The sequence below is a fragment of the Aeromonas sp. AE23HZ002T15 genome (assembly GCF_054165525.2).
Map to the genome: position 1 here is coordinate 4534470 of NZ_CM201342.1, position 14451 is coordinate 4548920.

Genomic DNA, 14451 nt, shown 5'->3' on the forward strand with positions numbered 1-14451 from the left:
GCAATGTGCCTGCTAATTGCCCCACACCAAAATCACGCGAGGCCTGAATGCTGAATGTGAGTGCCATCCCGTTGACCGATATCTCTCCCATCTGGGATGACGGTTTTCTCTCCCTCTCCAAGACCCTGCTCTCCGCCGTCACCCTGGATGGCTTCATCACCAAGCTCAACCGCATCGAGGCCTGCTTCGACGGGGTGAGCCGGGTCAACCTCATCCTGAATCTGGGAGCGGAGGAGGCGGCCTTCTACTTCATGGGGGAGCAGGGACCGGCGCACCTCGTCTGCCAGCGGGGGGATCTGCATCTTTCCGACCGCTCCCCTAAGGAGCAGGCCATCGTCCTGCCGGCGGCGCGCTTCGTGAATCGCTGCGCCAAGCTCGCCAGCACCCCTGTGTATGATGACCTGCAATCCTATTGCCAGTTGCCCATCACCACGGCCCGCAGCCACCTGGGGGGCATAGAGTTTATCAGCACCCAGGCGAGCGCCTTCCCGATGGAGACTCTGGCCAAGCTGACCCAGCTCGCCGCCATCGTCGCCATCGCGCTCGAGAACGTGCTGGACAAGGAGCGCACCCTGGAGCAGGCGAACTCCCTGCGCCTCGAGCGCGACAGCTGCAAGATCCTGGTGGACGTCACCAATGCGGTGATAAAGCTGGTGCGCATCGCCGAGCTCCCCAAGAGCCTGTTTGCCATCTTGCAGCACCATTTCGCCATCGGCAGCCTCTGTCTGGCGGAGTACAATGCCACCTCCGACAGCTTCAAGAGCTATCTGGTGAACCAGCGCGAGAGCGATCAACCCGGCATCATCAACCACTCCTGCTTCGAGAAGAACTGCCTGCAGGGGGCCCTCAATCACAGCGAGCCCTTCTTCGTCTACCGCGAGCAGGGCCACGGCTGCAACTCGGGTTGCCGCTTCACCAGCCAGATCCTGCCCCCCGATGCGAACAGCTCCTGCATCCTGCCCCTGCGCTATCGCGGCAGCCTCTTGGGGGTCCTGATCCTCTCTCACCCGACGGCGGATTTCTTCGCCGATCTCGATATCTCCTTGCTCGAACAGGTGGCGGCGCGCACGGCGATCGCCATGAACAACGTGCAGGCGCAGCAGGAGATCTCCAACACCAACGGCGCCCGCGACAAAACCATACGAGTGGCGGACAACCCGCCCGGCGAGGATTTTCCCAGCATCATCTATCAGAGCGAGGCCATGGCAAGCGTGCTGGAGAAGGTGAAACTGGTGGCCCAGAGCGACTGCTCGGTGCTGATTTTGGGGGAGACGGGGACCGGCAAGGAGCTGATCGCCCGGGCCATCCACCAACTCAGCGCCCGCAGCGAGCAGGAGCTGGTGAAGGTGAATTGTGCCGCCATTCCCACCGGCCTCATCGAGAGCGATCTGTTTGGCCACGAGAAGGGGGCCTTCACCGGCGCCCTGAGTCAGCGCATCGGCCGCTTCGAGCGGGCCCACAAGGGCACCCTGTTCCTGGATGAAGTGGGGGACATGCCGCTGGATCTGCAGCCCAAGCTCTTGCGGGTATTGCAGGAGCACGAGCTGGAGCGGGTCGGCAACAGCACCCCCATCCCCATCGACGTGCGGCTGGTGGCGGCCACCAACTGCGATCTGCTCTCCATGGTCAAGAACAAGCGCTTTCGAAGCGATCTCTACTACCGCCTCAACGTCTTTCCCATCGAGCTGCCGCCCCTGCGCGAGCGCCGCGAGGACATACCGCTTTTGGTCAACTTCTTCATCAAGAAGATCGCCAAGCGGATGCGCCGCAGCATCACCTCCATCCCGGCCGATGCCATGAAGATGCTGGTATCCTTGCCCTGGTACGGCAATATCCGCGAGCTCGAGAACATCATAGAGCGGGCCGTGGTGATGACCCGGGGTCAGGTGCTGAACCTCTCCCCGGACGAGCTCTTGCCCCTCAAGGGCTTTCACAAGATAGAGACCCTGGTCTATGACGAGCCCGCCAAGGCGCTGTTCAAGGCGCCCGAGCGGGAGGCGATCTCCCCTGACGACTCGCAAGGAGAGGATGAGCGGACCAGCATCATCAGGGCGCTGGAGGCGTGCAACGGTATCGTCGCGGGGGAGCGGGGCGCCGCCCAGCGCCTCGGCATGAAGCGCACTACCTTGCTCTCCAAGATGAAGCGCCTCGGCATCTCGGCGAAAGCCCCCCGGACTCTCGACTAAAGGCAGACAAGATGTTGTCAGAGCAGGATTGCCCCTTGCACCCCGTGAGCAGCCATCGCGAGGTGGTGCATTACCAGAACGCCGGCGTCACCACCGACAGTGCCATGCTGCTACCCGCCGAGACCCCGGTGGCGCTGGTCTACAACGGCATAGCCCACAGCGTGATGATGTGCAGTGCCACCGATCTGGAGGACTTTGCCATCGGCTTTTCGCTCTCCGAGGGGATCATCGACGGCCTGCACGACATCCACGACATGGAGCAGCGCGAGGGCTGTCAGGGCATAGAGCTGCACATCGAGCTGGCCAATCGCTGCGTCCATCGTCTGAAAGAGAAGAAACGCACCCTGGCGGGGCGCACCGGCTGCGGCATCTGTGGCAGCGAGAGTCTGGCGCAGGTGGTGCGCAGCTTGCCGCCCCTGCCGGACAGCCAGCGCCTCCCGGTCGCTCACATCGACAAGGTGCTGGCGGCGCTGCGCCCGCTGCAGCAGCTCGGGCAGAGCACGGGTGCCACCCACGCCGCCGTGCACCTGGACCTGGCGGGCAACATCCTCGCCATTCGCGAGGACGTGGGCCGCCATATCGCGCTGGATAAATTGGTGGGGCATCTTTGCCGAAGTGGTCGGCGCGATGGCGCCATCCTGGTGACCAGCCGCGCCAGCTTCGAGATGGTGCAAAAGTGCGCCAGCGCCGGGGTCGAGATCCTGCTCGCCATCTCGGCTGCCACCGAGCTGGCGGTGGAGCGGGCGGAGCAGAGCAATCTCACCCTGGCAGGCTTCTGTCGTCCGGGCCGGGCCGAGATCTACTGCGGCCGCCAGCGCATCCTGCTGGACTAATCCGACTCGGCATTACCTTGAAGCCGCACCATCCAAAGCGACCCCACACGGTCGCCCTGTTTTACCAGCAGCGCCTTGCAGGCCATTGGCGCAGGGGGCCGGCTCGGGTATAGTCCTGCGCCAACAAGATTAGGTTCGGATGGAGGAGTGGCGCTGCACCAAGTGAGCCCAAGGCTCCTCCCTTCGGCGTGGCTTTAAAGGATATCCCCATGAAATTCAGTCCCCTGCTCGATGAGATGATGAAGGCGCTGCAGGTGCTGCCGGGCGTCGGTCCCAAGTCGGCCCAGCGCATGGCGTTCACCCTGCTCGAGCGCGAGCGCAGCGGCGGCCTGCGTCTGGCATCCCTGCTCAATCGGGCGCTGACCGAAATCGGTCACTGCAGTCACTGCCGCACCTTCACCGAGAATGATCGCTGCGAGATCTGCGCTAACCCCAAGCGTGAAGAGAGCGGTTTGCTGTGCGTGGTGGAGAGCCCGGCGGATGTGGCGGCCATCGAGCACACAGGCCAGTTCTCCGGCCGCTACTTCGTGCTGATGGGGCATCTGTCACCGCTCGACGGCATAGGCCCCGAGGAGCTGGGGCTGGAGATCCTGGAGCGCCGTCTGAAAGACGAGTCCATTCAGGAGCTGATCCTCGCCACCAATCCCACCATAGAAGGGGACGCCACCGCCTGGTATATCGCCGACATGGCGCGGGCCGCCGGGGTGGCGGTGAGCCGCATCGCCCACGGGGTGCCGGTGGGAGGCGAGCTGGAGCTGGTGGATGGCACTACCCTGTCTCACTCCCTGATGGGACGCCAACGCATCTAAACCTGCTCATAATCCTGCTGCGAAGCCGTGATCAAGGCTCATGTGCTGCTCGGAAGCCTCACGTATGTTTATACGCTCCGGTTCCTGCGCTGCTCTTTACCTTGCTGACGGCTTCTCGCGACGGCTCATAAACAGGTTTGGTTAGATGGTACAAAAAGTGGGCGGCTGAGCCTGCAACGAGGGGCGAGTGTGCAAGTTTGCACACTCGCCCCTTGATATTTGGGAGGCCAGCCCCATCTAGGTTGGGAATCTGTTCAACCCGACGTTTTGAGGATTGGTCGATGACCCAAAGTGTTCACGCCGAAACCCACGGCTTTCAAACCGAAGTCAAACAACTGCTGAGCCTGATGGCTCACAGCCTCTACTCCAACAAAGAAGTATTCCTGCGCGAGCTGATCTCCAACGCCTCCGATGCGGCGGACAAGCTGCGCTTCAAGGCGCTTTCCGATGCCTCTTTGTTCGAAAACGACGGCCAGCTGCGCGTGCGCCTGGTGGTGGACAAAGAGAACAAGACCCTGACCATCTCGGACAACGGCATCGGCATGACCCGTGACCAGGTGATCGAGCACCTGGGCACCATCGCCAAATCCGGCACCGCCGAATTCTTCAAGCACCTGTCCGGTGATCAGGGCAAAGACTCCCAGCTGATCGGTCAGTTCGGGGTGGGCTTCTACTCCGCCTTCATCGTCGCCGACAAGGTGACCGTGATCTCCCGTGCCGCCGGCACAGAACCGAGCCAGGGCGTGCAGTGGGAATCCGAGGGTGAAGGCTCCTTCACCGTGGCGGACGTGACCAAAGAAGGTCGCGGTACCGACGTCATCCTGCACCTGCGCGCCGAGGAAGAAGAGTTCCTGGACGACTGGCGCCTGCGCTCCGTGGTCAGCAAATACTCCGACCATATCTCTGTGCCGGTCGAGATGTACAAAGAGGGCACTCCGGATCGGGAAGAGGACGGTGAAACCATCGTCGGGACCCCGGGGGAGTGGGAGCAGGTCAACCGCGCCACAGCGCTCTGGACCCGCAACCCGAAGGACATCAAGGACGAGGAGTATCAGGAGTTCTACAAGCACGTCGCCCACGACTTCGAAGATCCGCTCCTGTGGGGTCACAACCGGGTGGAAGGGGCGCAGGAGTACACCAGCCTGCTCTACATCCCGGCCCGCGCCCCCTTCGATCTCTACAACCGCGAGCAGAAGCACGGCCTGAAGCTGTACGTGCAGCGCGTCTTCATCATGGACGACGCCGAGCAGTTTATGCCGACCTACCTGCGTTTCGTGAAAGGGGTGCTGGACTCCAACGATTTGCCGCTCAACGTCAGCCGCGAAATTTTGCAGGACAACAAGGTCACCGCCTCCCTGCGCAAGGCCTGCTCCAAGCGGGTGCTGACCATGCTCAACAAGCTGGCCAAGGACGATGGCGAGAAGTACGCCAAGTTCTGGAGCGAGTTCGGCAACGTCTTGAAAGAGGGCCCGGCCGAGGATTACGCGAACCGCGAAGAGATCGCCAAGCTCCTGCGCTTTGCCAGCACAGCCGGTGAGGGCGAGGCCCAGACCGTCTCCCTCGAGGACTACGTCGGCCGCATGAAGGAAGGTCAGCAGAAGATTTACTACATCACTGCCGACAGCTTCGCCGCTGCCAAGAACAGCCCGCACCTCGAGATCTTCCGCAAGAAGGGCGTCGAAGTGTTGCTGATGTGGGAGCGGGTGGACGAGTGGCTGATGAGCCACCTGACCGAGTTCGACGGCAAGCAGCTGGTCTCCGTCACCCGTGGCGAGCTGGATCTGGGCGAGCTGGAAGACGAAGCCTCCAAGCAGGCGCAAGAGGAGGCCGAGAAGGCCAACGCCGGTTTGGTTGAGCGCGTCAAGCAGAGCCTGGGGGACACCATCAAAGAGGTGCGCGTCACCCATCGCCTGACCGATTCCCCGTCCTGCATCGTCACCGACGATCACGGCATGAGCACCCAGATGATCAAGCTGATGCGCGCCGCCGGCCAGCCGGTACCGGAGCAGAAGTACATCCTGGAGCTCAACCCGGAGCACGCCCTGGTGAAGAAGCTCGACACCATCAGCGACGAGAACCTGTTTGGGGAGTGGGTGAATCTGCTGCACGAGCAGGCCCAGTTGGCCGAGCAGGGCGGTCTCAACGATCCGGCGAGCTTCGTCGCCCGTATCAACCGTCTGCTACTCCAGGCGTGATCTGATTGGCCCACTGACACAGTGGGCCTTTTTTATGGCAAGCCGCGTCTGCCCATGACTGGCCAGACCACTATTTCGCTGCATTTTCAATCATTTTCTGCGTGCAGCCCCTGCGCCTTTCGTCGTAGAGCCACTGCAAAGACATGGTGATAATGTGGCCACTCACACGGGGCAAGCTTGTGAAAACGGGCGAAACCGTGTAGTTTTTTGCCTTCTCAAGAATTGAATAACCAATCAATTAGGAGCGTGTATGCGCATTGTTCTGTTGGGAGCACCGGGTGCAGGTAAAGGCACTCAGGCTCAGTTCATCATGGAAAAACACGGTATTCCGCAGATCTCCACCGGCGACATGCTGCGTGCGGCGATCAAGGCGGGCACCGAGCTGGGCCTCAAGGCCAAGGCCGTGATGGACGCAGGTCAGCTCGTCTCCGACGACATCATCATCGGCCTGGTCAAAGAACGTATCGCGCAAGCGGATTGCGCCAACGGCTTCCTGCTGGACGGCTTCCCGCGCACCATCCCCCAGGCGCAAGCCATGAAGGATGCCGGTGTTGCTGTGGACTTCGTGCTGGAGTTCGACGTGCCGGACGAAGAGATCGTCAAGCGCATGAGCGGCCGCCGCGTTCACTCTGGTTCCGGCCGTACCTACCACGTGGTGTTCAACCCGCCGAAGGTAGAAGGCAAGGATGACGTGACCGGCGAGGATCTGGTGATCCGTGCCGACGACGAAGAGACCACGGTGCGCAAGCGTCTGGATGTGTACCATCAGCAGACTGCACCGCTGATCGGCTTCTACGGCAAGGAAGCGGAAGCGGGCAACACCCGTTACGTCAAGATCGACGGCACCCAGCCGGTGGATCTGGTGAGCCAGCAGCTGGCCGCCATCCTGGGCTGATACGCCCCGGTTCGACAACGAGTCTGAAGTAAGGGTCCATCCAGGGCCCTTTCTTGCATCATAACAAGAACGACAATAACGACAGGACGCTAACGTGACCACGAAAACCGGGATCTTGCTCGTCAATCTGGGGACCCCGACCGCACCGACCGCCTCGGCCGTGCGGGCCTTCCTCAGCCAGTTCCTCAGCGACCCGCGGGTGGTCGAGATCCCCCGCCTGTTGTGGTCACCCCTGCTCAATTTCGTCATCCTACCCCTGCGGGCTCCCCGGGTCGCCAAACTCTACCAGCAGATCTGGACCGAAGAGGGTTCCCCCTTGATGGCCATCAGTCAGCGCCAACGGGCGGCGCTGGAGCAGGAGCTCAAGCGGGAAGGGGTGGATGTGCCCGTGGTGCTCTCCATGACCTATGGCAGCCCGTCTCTGAGCGATGGCTGGCAGGCCCTCAAGGCCCAGGGGGTCAACCGGGTGATCCTGTTGCCGCTCTACCCCCAATACGCCGCCAGCACCACGGCCGCCGTGTTTGACGGCTGGGCGCGAGTGATGAAGAGCGAGCGCCACCTGCCGGTAATGCGGCTCATCCGCGACTATCACAACCACCCGGAATACATACAGGCGCTCGCCATGAGCGTACGCCGCCAGTGGGAACAGCAGGGGCAGGGGGAGCATCTGTTGATGTCCTTCCACGGCATTCCCCAGCGCAGCGAGGACGAGGGCGACCCCTATGGTCATCAGTGCCGCCGCACCGCCACCCTGCTGGCGGAGGCCCTGGGCCTCGCCCCCGAGCAGTGGAGCGCCAGCTTCCAGTCCCGCTTTGGCAAACAGGAGTGGCTCAAGCCCTACACGGATGCGACCATCACCGAGCTGGCCAGCAAGGGGGTCAAGCGGCTCGATGTGATCTGTCCGGCGTTCTCCGCCGACTGTCTCGAGACCCTGGAGGAGATCCAGGTCGAGAACCGCCACCTCTTCACCGAGGCGGGGGGGGAGCAGTTCCACTACATTCCTGCCCTCAACAGCGATCAGGCCCACATCCGCATGATGGTGTCGCTGATCTGCCGCGAGCTGGCGTGATCGACAGGGATTTCAACGTTAAACGATAAGGATTGTCTTCATGATGCATATCACGCTGATCTACGCAGGCCTCTTGGGGCTCCTGTTCCTGCTGCTCTCCTTCTGGGTGGTCAAGCGCCGGCGCCAGTTCAGGGTGAAGATAGGGGCGGGGGACGCGCCCGAGATGCTGGCGGCGATCCGTGCCCACGGCAACTTCGCCGAGTACGTGCCCCTCACCCTGCTGTTGATGGCCCTGTGTGAACTGGCCGGGGTCGGCGTGTTCTGGTTGCACCTCGGCGGCGCGCTGCTGCTGGTGGGACGAGTCCTGCACGCCATCGGTATCCAGCTGCCAGAGGCACCGAACAAGCCGCGGCTGTTTGGCACCCTCTTCTTCTGGCTCTCCCTCGGCCTCTTCTCGGTGCTGGCCCTGGTACAGGGGCTGTCGTTCGGGGGATGATTGACCCGCCCATTTGTCAAAAACCACCTCACCCCGAGGTGGTTTTTTTATGCCGCCAGAGTCAAACGTTTTCCTCTGCAGCCCTTGTCTATACTGACCCCATATTTTAAACGGGCGACTTTTCGATGGGGCGGATTGTGTTAAAATCCCGCCCCTCTTTTCCCCAGAGCACAGAAGATTGCCATGAAATTTCCCGGTCAGCGCAAGTCCAAACACTACTTCCCGGTCGACAGGCGTGATCCCCTGATCCCGCAAAATCCCCTGCTCACCGAACTGGGCAAGGCCTATGTGGTGGGTATCGATCAGACCCTGGTGGACATCGAAGCCCATGTGGATGAAGACTTCCTGAACCGGTACGGCCTGAGCAAGGGCCACTCCATGCTCATCTCCGACGATGTGGCGGAGCGGGTCTACGAAGAGCTCAAGACCAACAACATGGTGGTGAGCGAGTTTGCCGGCGGCACCATAGGCAACACCATGCACAACTACTCGGTGCTGGCGGATTCCCACTCCATCCTGCTCGGGGTCATGAGCCAAGACATCCGCATCGGCAGCTACGCCTACCGCTATCTGTGCAATACCTCCTCCCGGGTCAACCTGGACTACCTGCAACCGGTGGACGGCCCGGTCGGCCGCTGCTTCACCTTCATCACCGAAGGGGGCGAACGCAGCTTTGGCATCAACGCCGGCAAGATGGATCACCTGGATGTGGCGCACATCCCCGAGGCCATCATCAAGGAGGCCTCCGCCCTGGTGATCACCGCCTATCTGGTGCGCGGCGCCGACGGTACCCCCATGAAGGACGCGGCCATGACCGCCGTGCGCTATGCCCGCGAGGCCGGCGTGCCCGTAGTGCTGACCCTGGGTACCCGTTTCGTCATCGACGAGAACCCCCAGTGGTGGCGTGACTTCATCGCCGAGAACGTGACCGTGCTCGCGATGAACGAAGACGAGGCCGAGGCCCTGACCGGGATAAAAGATCCCCTCGGCGCCGCCGACAAGGCCCTGGACTGGGCGGACATGGTGCTCTGCACCGCCGGCCCCATCGGTCTCTACATGGCGAGCTACACCGACGAGGACTACAAGCGCGAGACCACCCATACCCTGCTGCCCGGCGTCATCCCCGAGTTCAACATGTTTGAATTCAGCCGCCCCATGGCCCGCGCCAAGTGCCGCAAGCCCGCGCGCATCTACTCCCACATCTCCCCTTACATGGGCGGGCCGGAGAAGATCAAGAACACCAACGGCGCCGGTGACGGGGCCCTCTCCGCCGTGCTGCACGACATGGTGGCCAATGCCTATCACCGCATGAATGTGCCGAATTCCGCCAAGCACATGTCCGAATTCCTGACTTATTCCTCCCTGGCCCAGGTGTGCAAGTATGCGAACCGGGTCAGCTACGAGGTGCTGGCCCAGAGCAGCCCGCGCCTCTCCCGCGGCCTGCCGGAGAAGGAAGACAGCCTGGAAGAGGTGTACTGGGAGCGTTGATCCCGCAGGTTTTTTTAGACTAAAAGACGAAGGCGCCCACGGGCGTCTTCGTGCATTTTGGGGCTGGATCATGTTTTTGGAAGCGGTGTTGCCGCCGTCGTGGACAGCCGGAGTCGACGCGGCATACCTTGTTAACAGCATGTAGCGGTTAAGGGATGACCTTATGTTGAGACAATGGAGTATCGGCCGGCGCCTGTCGCTGGTGACCCTGATGGTGCTGGCCCTGCTCGGGCTCTTGCTGTTTTCCTGCCTGCAGATCTACCAGCAGGGGCTGATGGCGGAGAAGAGCCGTCAAACCCGGGCTCAGGTTGAGACCGCCTACAGCCTGGTGGCGCAGTTCGAGGCGCGAGTGCAGCGGGGCGAGCTGGGCGAGGCGGATGCCAAGGCCCAGGCCCTGGCGCTGCTCAAGGGGCTGCGTTACGGCCAGGACGACTACTTCTGGATCAACGACAGTCACCCCACCATGGTGATGCACCCCATGAAACCGGCGCTGGATGGCCAGGATCTCTCCGGGGTGGAGGACAAACAGGGGCTCAAGCTGTTCGTCGCCTTCGCCGAACTCGCCAAGGCGAAAGGGGCGGGGGAGGTTGCCTACTACTGGCCCAAACCCGGGGTGGAGGAGCCGGTGCGCAAGATCTCCTACGTCAAGCGCTTCGCCCCCTGGGACTGGATCATCGGCACCGGCGTCTATGTGGACGACGTCGAGGCTCAGTATCAGGAGGTGCTGCGCACCCTGCTCGGGATTGGCGCCGTGCTGGCCATATTGCTGTTCCTGGTGGTCGGCCTCATCGTACGCAGCATAGTGGTGCCGCTCTCCCAGTCGGTGTCGGCCCTTGGCAATATAGCGCGGGGGGAGGGGGACTTGCGGTTCCGTCTGCCGGAACGGGGTCGGGATGAGCTCCATCAGCTGTCGGTCAACTTCAACCAGTTTGCCAGCCAGATGGCGCAGCTGGTGGGACGCAGCCAGCAGATCGCCGCCCAGAACCGGGAGCAGGCCCATCAGCTGGAGCAGGTGGTGGATCGTACCGGCGCCATCGTCACCGGCCAGGAGCAGGACACCTTGCGGGTGGCCAGCGCCATGGAGCAGATGACGGTGAGCAGTCGCGAGGTGGGTCAGCATGCCGCCGATGCGGCAGAGGCGGCGGATGCGGCCTTGGGTCTGGCCCGGCACGGCCGCGAGGTGGTGGCCCAGACCATAGCCACCATCAGCCAGCTGGCGGACGAGATGGCCGAGACGGTGCAGGCGGTGAGCCGGCTCGAGCAGGAGACCCAGCAGATTGGCTCAGTGCTCGACGTGATCCGGGGAGTGGCCGAGCAGACCAATCTCTTGGCGCTCAATGCCGCCATCGAGGCGGCCCGGGCCGGGGAGCAGGGGCGCGGCTTTGCGGTGGTGGCGGACGAGGTGCGCACCCTGGCGACCCGCACCCACAGCTCCACCGACGAGATCCGGCAGATGATCCAGCGACTGCAGGAGGGGGCGGGCAAGGCCGTGCACGGGATCACCCAGTTGCAGCAGCTCTCCCGTACCACGGCGGACAAGGCCGGGGATGCCGATGGCGCCATCAATGCCATCGATGGATCCGTGCACTCCATTACTGCCATGAACAGTCAGATAGCCACGGCGGCGGCGCAGCAGAGCCAGGCGGCGGAGGAGATCAACCAGCGGCTGGTGGCCATCACCACCCTGGCGGCGGATGCCCTGGCCCAGAACCGCCTGACGGAGCAGGCGGCGGGCAAACTGGCCCACTCCTGCGACGAATTGGGGGCCCTGGTGGCGCAATATCGTACCTGATGGGCCTTATCCCCTCCTTTTTGGGGATTTGACTTGAGTCCGAGGGGCTTTTGGGACACCATCTGCCCCATTATCGGCCACGCCGGCCGACTGCCTGCCATTGCCAGCAAGAGAGAGATCCCATGAGCAAATTAACTGACAACCTTGACGCCAATTTCCAGCTGTTTATCGAAGAAGTCCGCGAGTCGGGTCAGGTATGGGGTCTGCGCTACGGTGAAGACTGGGTAGTCTGCCGCTCTGCCGAGTTCGAAGATGCTGACGTCATGCCGCTCTGGTCCGCCGAAGGGGATGCCCGTCTGCACTGCGTGGACGAGTGGGCAGACTACGAGCCCGAGGTGATCGAGCTGGAAGAGTTCCTCGACATCTGGATCAACGATCTGGACGACGACGATGTGCTGGTCGGCCCGAACTGGAACGCGGATCTGGAAGGCCAGGAGCTCGAGCCCATCGAGCTGGCCAAGGCGCTGGTGGAACTGGACGCCTGAGCACGGCCACGCTGAGGCCCTGGCCTCAGTTGTGAATAGGAACCGATGGCCGCGAGGCTGTCGGTTTTTTTATGGGAACCTGGCGGGATCTGAAGGAAAGGGCGAATTGGCTTGGATCGACGGGCAGGATGGGCCATCATCAATCCTTTGCCAGTCGGGAGGTGCCATGTTTGTCTTTGACGTGACCACGGGGGCGGGAGCGCGGGCCGAGATCCGGGTGCAGGCGCTGGACTGGACCCAGAGCGGGCCTGTTACCTTCAACTGCGACAGCGACGAGCTGGCGCTGGTGCTGCTTGACGGCTGCCGCTGCGATGCGGTGGGGTATTTCAACTTGCTGGCGGGCTGCAAGCCGCTCTATGTGGAGCAGTGGCTCACCTATCTGCAGGAGACGGGTCTGATAGACAAGCAGAGCTGCCAGCTGGAGAGCCCCGCCCAGCCCGATTACCTGGCCAGGGCCGGGCTGGACGACGAGGAACTCAACGCGCTGCTGGGGCAGGTCTACAAGGTGGCCGGCTTCAATCGTCTGCAGATCAACCGCTACCTCAAGAATCGCCACAACCCGACCATGCTGGCGACCCGCTACGATCAGAAGGAGCTGGAGCGCTATCGTCAGCTCAACGACATCATACTGACCTTGTTGAAGTTGAAACGTCCCCAGTAAACAGCCCCTGCTGACCGGCATCCGGCCTCAGCTCCTGAGGCCTGGCGATGAGCCCTCCCTGTAGTCCATCCGCATACATGCCTTGCAACAGCTCCTTCTGAGCCACCTCTTCCACCCCTTCCGCGATCACCAGACAGCCCATGCGATGGCACATGTCGACGATCATCTGCACGAACTGCTGGTTGGTGATGTCCCGCTCCAGGGTGCCGAGCAGCAGGGGATCCAGCTTCACATAGTCCGGTTTGAGCTCATGGAGCAGGGCGAAGGAGTCCATCCCCTTGCCGAAGTTGCGAATGGCGGAGCGGCTGCCCTGGCGCCGCAGCAGTTCGAACAGCCGCTTGCCGCCGGCCAGGTTGTGTTTCAGCTGATCCTCATCCAGGGCGAAGACCAGGTTGGCACAGATGTTCCCATCCTTCTGCAACTGGTGATCGAACCAGATCAGGAAGGCGCCGTTTTGCAGCAGGGCGCTGGAGAGGTTGACGCCCCAGCGGTGGGCCTGCTGGTCGAAGGTGCGATAGTGGCGGATGACATGGGTGATCAGCATCTGTTCGAGGCGCATCAGCATGTCCAGCCGTTGCGCCATGGCAAACAGGGTGTCGGTGGGCAGCTGTATGCCTTCCCGGCTGCTGAAACGGGCGAAGACCTGCAGGTAGGGCACCATGTCCCGGTTGAGCGCCTGCACCGGCTGGGAGTGAAGGCTGATGCGATCCGGTTGTGACAGCAGCTCATCCAGCACGCTCTTCCAGTGCTGCTGACCATGGAGGTTGGCGTGATCATGCTGCTGGATGGCCCAGCCGTTGACGGTTTCGGTCTGGGCCCGCGCCAGGGCCAGATCGGCACGAGAGAGGATGGCCTCGATGTTCTGGCCACGGGAGAACTGGGTGATCCCCGCATAGGCCACGTTATCCAGCTCCCGCTCTCTGTGGTAATGATCGAAGGCCCGCTTGAACTCCTGCCCCAGCAGATGGGGGGGGATCTCGGCGTCGGCGGGGAGCAGCACCGCAAAGTCCGACCCCGAGATGCGATAGACATGCTGCCCCTGGAAGCGGTTGACCACCAGATGAATGAGATTGGCGATGTCCTTGATATAGGCATCCCCGGATTGGAAACCATACTGGGCATTGAGCCTGCCCAGTTCGGTGGCGCGGATCAGCACCAGGATGGAGGTCCGGGACTCCTCTTGCTGCAGCCACTCGGTTAGGTCCCGGCGAAAGGCGTGGCGATTGCCGAGCTGGGTCATCTCATCCCGGGTGGCCAGGGTGTAGAGTTCGGTGATCTGGCGGCGAGACTCTTCCTCGGCGTTGTCGAAGCTGGCGAGCAGTTGCTGCAGGGCCAGCCTGGCATGGGTGCTCTCCAGTCTGGCGGGATCCCGCAGTTGCAGCGCCTGCAGCCAGCGCTGCTCCAGCCGCTCCTGTTGTGCCTTGTGCAGGCGATGGCTGAGATAGAGCAACAGGGAGAAGCCAACCATAGTGCTCAGCATGACCAGCAGGAGGATGATCGGCGGTGTGGGGGGGGCCAGCAAGACCCCCTGCAGCATCAGCAGCGGCAGGGTCGCCATGGCGCCTACCAGCAGCAGCGTCTTCCCAGACTTGTTTGGCATCG

The 14451-nt window shown here is 62.5% G+C and carries 12 protein-coding genes; 11 read left to right on the forward strand and 1 reads right to left on the reverse strand.

The genetic code is table 11. The features are described from left to right. Window positions 1-47 precede the first annotated feature (47 nt). From ACT5M9_RS21145 to ACT5M9_RS21195, 11 genes are all read left to right on the forward strand, one after another. On the forward strand, window positions 48-2186 hold the full coding sequence (locus ACT5M9_RS21145; RefSeq protein WP_457979103.1) for a sigma 54-interacting transcriptional regulator: 2139 nt from the start codon (window positions 48-50) through the stop codon (window positions 2184-2186). A gap of 11 nt (window positions 2187-2197) precedes the next feature. Beyond that, window positions 2198-3019, forward strand: coding sequence for a formate dehydrogenase accessory sulfurtransferase FdhD (gene fdhD / locus ACT5M9_RS21150; RefSeq protein ID WP_457979101.1), 822 nt, complete (start codon window positions 2198-2200; stop codon window positions 3017-3019). Window positions 3020-3228: 209 nt separating this feature from the next. After that, on the forward strand, window positions 3229-3828 hold the full coding sequence (gene recR / locus ACT5M9_RS21155) for a recombination mediator RecR (RefSeq protein ID WP_457979099.1): 600 nt from the start codon (window positions 3229-3231) through the stop codon (window positions 3826-3828). 281 nt (window positions 3829-4109) lie between these two features. Continuing rightward, window positions 4110-6023 (forward strand): molecular chaperone HtpG, encoded by a 1914-nt coding sequence (gene htpG, locus ACT5M9_RS21160; protein WP_457979098.1) that lies wholly within the window; start codon window positions 4110-4112, stop codon window positions 6021-6023. 250 nt (window positions 6024-6273) lie between these two features. After that, window positions 6274-6918, forward strand: a complete 645-nt coding sequence (adk, locus tag ACT5M9_RS21165) for an adenylate kinase (protein ID WP_457979096.1) — start codon at window positions 6274-6276, stop codon at window positions 6916-6918. Window positions 6919-7012: 94 nt separating this feature from the next. Continuing rightward, the gene (gene hemH / locus ACT5M9_RS21170; protein WP_457979094.1) at window positions 7013-7987 is read left to right on the forward strand and encodes a ferrochelatase; all 975 of its coding nucleotides are present in this window, start codon (window positions 7013-7015) and stop codon (window positions 7985-7987) included. Window positions 7988-8027: 40 nt separating this feature from the next. Continuing rightward, window positions 8028-8423 (forward strand): MAPEG family protein, encoded by a 396-nt coding sequence (locus ACT5M9_RS21175; RefSeq protein ID WP_438549542.1) that lies wholly within the window; start codon window positions 8028-8030, stop codon window positions 8421-8423. 183 nt (window positions 8424-8606) lie between these two features. Further along, window positions 8607-9911, forward strand: coding sequence for an inosine/guanosine kinase (locus ACT5M9_RS21180; RefSeq protein ID WP_438549541.1), 1305 nt, complete (start codon window positions 8607-8609; stop codon window positions 9909-9911). Window positions 9912-10074: 163 nt separating this feature from the next. Then, a complete protein-coding gene (locus ACT5M9_RS21185) occupies window positions 10075-11703 on the forward strand; it encodes a methyl-accepting chemotaxis protein (RefSeq protein WP_457979091.1) in 1629 nt (542 codons plus the stop codon). Between the two features lie 122 nt (window positions 11704-11825). Next, window positions 11826-12188, forward strand: coding sequence for a DUF2750 domain-containing protein (locus ACT5M9_RS21190; protein ID WP_100861710.1), 363 nt, complete (start codon window positions 11826-11828; stop codon window positions 12186-12188). Window positions 12189-12354: 166 nt separating this feature from the next. After that, window positions 12355-12849, forward strand: a complete 495-nt coding sequence (locus ACT5M9_RS21195) for a hypothetical protein (protein ID WP_457979090.1) — start codon at window positions 12355-12357, stop codon at window positions 12847-12849. Here ACT5M9_RS21195 and ACT5M9_RS21200 read toward each other — a convergent pair. After that, window positions 12812-14449 (reverse strand): EAL domain-containing protein, encoded by a 1638-nt coding sequence (locus ACT5M9_RS21200; protein ID WP_457979088.1) that lies wholly within the window; start codon window positions 14447-14449, stop codon window positions 12812-12814. The two genes, ACT5M9_RS21195 and ACT5M9_RS21200, sit on opposite strands and share 38 nt — an antisense overlap. Window positions 14450-14451 lie beyond the last annotated feature (2 nt).